Source organism: Cupriavidus sp. R6-3 (genome assembly GCF_059772245.1).
On record NZ_JCBAJO010000291.1, the window covers coordinates 1 to 4,958 of the forward strand.

The 4,958-nt window shown below is 66.5% G+C and carries 4 protein-coding genes; 1 reads left to right on the plus strand and 3 read right to left on the minus strand.

The features are described 5' to 3' along the window. A partial coding sequence (locus AC6EI8_RS24125; RefSeq protein ID WP_498383083.1) for a DMT family transporter occupies positions 1 to 783 on the minus strand: 783 nt, incomplete at its 3' end. A 578-nt stretch (positions 784 to 1,361) separates the two neighbouring features. Here AC6EI8_RS24125 and AC6EI8_RS24130 point away from each other — a divergent pair. Next, complete coding sequence (locus AC6EI8_RS24130; RefSeq protein WP_149318958.1) at positions 1,362 to 1,937, plus strand: phasin family protein; 576 nt, start codon at positions 1,362 to 1,364, stop codon at positions 1,935 to 1,937. 311 nt (positions 1,938 to 2,248) lie between these two features. On the opposite strand, the gene lpdA is transcribed toward AC6EI8_RS24130, so the two are convergent. Both lpdA and AC6EI8_RS24140 read right to left on the minus strand, forming a co-directional pair. Further along, positions 2,249 to 4,063 carry a dihydrolipoyl dehydrogenase gene (gene lpdA, locus AC6EI8_RS24135; RefSeq protein ID WP_498383080.1) on the minus strand — a complete coding sequence of 605 codons (1,815 nt, stop codon included), beginning with the start codon at positions 4,061 to 4,063 and terminating at the stop codon, positions 2,249 to 2,251. Positions 4,064 to 4,087: 24 nt separating this feature from the next. Continuing rightward, a partial coding sequence (locus AC6EI8_RS24140; RefSeq protein WP_498383082.1) for a 2-oxo acid dehydrogenase subunit E2 occupies positions 4,088 to 4,958 on the minus strand: 871 nt, incomplete at its 5' end.

Consider the following 4,958-nt stretch of genomic DNA (forward strand, 5'->3'; position numbering starts at 1 on the left):
GCGTTCGTCGAACAGCAGCCAGGCCATCACGGCGGTGGTCGGCGGCGTCAGGTACATCAGGCTCGATACGCTGGTCGCGGCGCCGCGCCGGATCAGCACGAACAGCAGCGAGATCGCGCCGATCGACAGCGCCACGATCGACCAGGCCAGCGCGCCGATCATCTCGGCGTTCCAGTCGACCTCGCGCGTCTCGAACAGGAACATCCACGGCAGGCAGGCCAGCGCCGCCGCGGTGAACTGGATCAGCGACCCCATGCGCAGATCGAACACCGGGCAGCGATGCTTCTGATACAGCGTGCCGACGGTGATCGACAGCAAGGCGCCGACGGCGAGCAGCACGCTGAACGGGGTCGCCGCGCCGACCGACAGCTTGCCGGCCACCACCAGCCCCACGCCGACGATGCCGAGCAGCAGGCCGGCCCACTGCCAGCCGCGCAGACGCTCGCCGAGGCGCAGCGAAATCAGCGCCGTCAGCAGCGGCTGCATGCCGACGATCAACGCCGCCATGCCGGCCGGCATGCCCAGCTTGACCGCGGCCCAGACGCCGCCCAGGTAACCGGTCTGCAGCAGCAGCCCCGCCAGCGCAATGCGGCCGATCATGGCCCAGTCGACACGGCCGTCGCGCCGCGGCAGCGGCACGCGCGCCAGCGCGACGAACGGCACCATCAGCACCACCACGCCGGCAAAGCGCAGGAACAGGAAGGTCATCGGCTCGGCATGCGGCATGCCGTACTTGGCGACGATAAAGCCCGTGCTCCAGATCAGCACGAACAGCCAGGGCATCGACACCAGCCACACGTTGGCGCCGGCGGATGCGGTGCGGCCCGGGGTGGTTTCCACGGCCGGCCTCATGGGCGCCCCTGCATGCGTATGGCAACCACGAAGGGATCGGCAAAAGCGGGAATCGCGATGCTCGGACGGAGACGGGGGGCGGCGTGGCGGGACATCGGCAAGTTGGGTCGAGACGGGCGGGCCCGCGCGGCGGGTGGGCGCGCGGATGCTGCCTGCCCCGCAATGACGGAATGCGCGATGGTAGCACCGCCCTGTTCGTCACGTGTCCGGCGGCCCCTCAAGTGACCCAACGGTGGCAATGTGGCGAAGCCGCCAGGGGGTTTACCCGAGGCTGGTTGTGCGATGCACAAAAACCGCTTGACACACCAGACATGGTCCATACAATACGGAATTGTTGCGACGCACCATTACCCGAAAGACGGTTTCCGGACCGGCCGATCGGCCCCTGGAGCGGAACGCACAAAACCATTCACGCGCCTGGGCTGGCCACCGCAACTTCACGGCCTTGACATCTAGGCGACCTATTTTTGAGTTCGCTTGAACTCGACTTCATTCTGATGGAGACCAGCATGTCCTTTACCCCCGAACAAGTTGCCGCCGCCCACAAGGCCAATCTGGAAACCCTGTTCGGTTTGACCACCAAGGCCTTCGAAGGCATGGAAAAGCTGGTCGAACTGAACATGCAAGTCGTCAAGACCACCCTGGCCGAAAACGTCGAGCACGCCAAGCGCACGCTGACCGCCCGCGATGCCCAGGAACTGGTCGCGCTGCAGGTTTCGCTGATCCAGCCGGTCGCCGAAAAGGCCGTGGCCTACAGCCGCCACGTGTATGAAATCGCGGCCGATACGCAGTCGGAATTCACCCGCGTCGCCGAAGCCCAGCTGGCCGAAAGCTCGCGCAATGTGCAGAGCCTGGTCGACAACTTCGCCAAGAACGCACCCGCCGGTTCGGAATCGACCGTGGCGATCGTGAAGTCGGCCATCTCGGCCGCCAACAACGCCTACGAGTCGGTCCAGAAGGCCACCAAGCAAGCCGTGGAAATCGCCGAAAGCAATTTCCAGGCGGCCGCCACCGCCGCCACCAAGGCCGCCCAGCAGGCGAGCGCCACCGCCCGCACCGCTGGCAAGAAGACCACCGCAGCCTGATCGCGCTGGCTGGTGTTCCCTCGCGGGGCACCAGGCGTCCACGCTGACCTCCGAAGCCCGGCATTCGTGCCGGGCTTTTTTATTGGCTTCGGCACTATGGCCGGCTCGCCGGTCTGACGGGGCCGGAATTTTCGTGGTGGCGTGGTGCTCTGGTGCTCTGGTGCTCTGGTGCTCTGGTGGCCGACCGCCCTGCCAGCTCGGGGCGCAGCCCATCGATGGCCTTCCGGTAATTCTGGCGGTTAATTGCGTTATCAAATAGAACAAGGCCCGCCATCCCGGCGGGCCCTGTCTGTGCTGCTACAACCAGCCGTTCAGCGCTTGCGCGGCGGCGGGACGTCCGTGCAGACGCCCTCATAGATCTCCGCCGCCATGCCGATCGACTCACCGAGCGTCGGGTGCGGGTGGATGGTCTTGCCGATATCCACCGCGTCGGCGCCCATTTCGATCGCCAGGCACACTTCGCCGATCAGGTCGCCCGCGTGTGTGCCAACGATGCCGCCGCCGATGATGCGGTGGGTTTCCTCGTCGAACAGCAGCTTGGTGAAGCCCTCGTCGCGGCCGTTGGCGATCGCGCGGCCCGAAGCGGCCCACGGGAATACGCCCTTGCCGTACTTGATGCCCTGCGCCTTGCACTGTTCCTCGGTCAGGCCGGCCCAGGCCACTTCCGGATCGGTATAGGCCACCGACGGAATCTGCCTGGCATCGAAGTAGGCCTTCTCGCCGTGCGCGGCTTCCGCGGCAACGTGCGCCTCGTGCACGGCCTTGTGGGCCAGCATCGGTTGGCCGACGATGTCGCCGATCGCGAAGATGTGCGGCACGTTGGTGCGCATCTGGCTGTCGACCTCGATGAAGCCGCGGTCGGTCACCGCGACGCCGGCCTTCTCCGCGCCGATCCGCTTGCCGTTGGGCGCGCGGCCCACCGACACCAGCACCAGGTCGTAGCGCTGCGCTTCCGCCGGGGCCTGCTCGCCCTCGAACTTGACGTAGATGCCGTCCGGCTTCGCTTCGACGCCGACGGTCCTGGTCTTGAGCATCACCTTGTCGAAGCGATGCTTGTTCATCTTCTCCCAGACCTTGACCAGATCGCGGTCCGCACCCTGCATCAGGCCGTCGAGCATTTCGACGACGTCGATGCCGGCGCCCAGCGTGCTGTAGACCGTGGCCATTTCCAGCCCGATGATGCCGCCGCCGATCACCAGCATGCGCTTGGGAATCTCGCGCAGTTCCAGCGCGCCGGTCGAGTCGACGATGCGCGGATCTTCCGGGATGAACGGCAGTTTCACCGCCTGGCTGCCGGCCGCGATGATGGCCTTGTCGAAGCGGATCACCGTCTTCTTGCCGGTGGTGTCCTTGCCGTCGCCGCTGGTTTCCTCGACCTCGAGGTGATGCGGGTCGAGGAAGGTACCGACGCCGCGCACGACCTGCACCTTGCGCGCCTTGGCCATGCCGGCCAGGCCGCCGGTCAGCTTGCCGACCACCGATTCCTTGTACTTGCGCAGGCCGTCCAGGTCGATCTTCGCGTCGCCGAACACGATGCCGTGCGCGGCCAGCGCCTTGGCCTCGTCGATGATCGCGGCGTTATGCAGCAGCGCCTTCGACGGGATGCAGCCGACATTCAGGCAAACCCCGCCGAGGCTGGCATAGCGCTCGACCAGCACGGTATTCATGCCGAGGTCGGCGCTGCGGAACGCCGCCGAATAGCCGCCGGGGCCGGCGCCCAGCACCAGCATCTCGCACTGGATGTCGGCGCCGCCGGCATGCGTTGCCGCGGCCGGCGCCGGTGCCGATGCGGGTGCGGGAGCCGGCGATGCGGCCAGAGCCGGCGCGGGGGCCGGGCTGGCAGCCGCGGGAGCCGATGCCGATGCCGATGCCGATGCAGGCGCCGCGGCCTGCGCCTCGACCGTGCAGATCACCGTGTCCTTGGCCACCTTGTCGCCGACCTTGACCTTGACCTCGACGACCTTGCCGGCCGCCGACGACGGCACGTCCATGCTGGCCTTGTCCGACTCCAGCACGATCAGCGACTGCTCCTGCTCGATCGTGTCGCCCGGCTTGACCAGGACCTCGATCACCTCTACCGCGTCGAAATCGCCGATGTCCGGCACCTTGACTTCGATCACACTCATGCTTTGCTCCTGTGGCCGGGCCGCTTACAGCAGAATGCGGCGGAAATCGGCCAGCAGCTGACCGAAGTAGGTATTGAAGCGGGCCGCCTCGGCGCCGTCGATCACGCGGTGGTCCCACGACAGCGACAGCGGCAGCGTCAGGCGCGGCACGAACTGCTTGCCGTCCCAGACCGGCTTCTGATACGACTTGCAGACGCCCATGATGGCCACTTCGGGCGCATTGATGATCGGCGTGAAGTAGGTACCGCCGAGGCCGCCGAGCGACGAGATCGAGAAGCAGCCGCCCTGCATCTGGTCGGGCTTGAGCTTGCCGTCGCGCGCGAGCTTGGCCAGTTCCGCCATTTCCTGCGCGATCTCGATCACGCCCTTCTTGTCGGCGTCCTTGATCACCGGCACGACCAGGCCGTTCGGCGTATCGGCGGCGAAGCCGATGTTGAAGTACTTCTTGAGAACGAGATTGTCGCCGTCGAGCGAGGCGTTGAAGTTCGGGAACTTCTTCAGCGCGGCGACCGTGGCCTTGATCATGAAGGCCAGCATCGTCACCTTGACGCCCTGCTTCTCGTATTCCTTGTTCAGCTGCACGCGGAAGGCCTCGAGCTCGGTGATGTCGGCCTCGTCGTGATTCGTGACGTGGGGGATCATCACCCAGTTGCGATGCAGGTTCGCGCCGGAAATCTTCTTGATGCGCGACAGCGGCTTGCTTTCGATCTCGCCGTAGCGGGTGAAATCGACCTTCGGCCACGGCAGCAGGCCGAGCTCGCCGCCACCGGCGCCCGCGGCGGCCGCTTGCGCCGGGGCTGCGGCCTGGCCAGTCATCACGCCCTTGACGTAGCGCTGCACGTCCTCATGGGTGATGCGGCCCTTGGGACCGGAGCCGGGCACGCGCGACACGTCG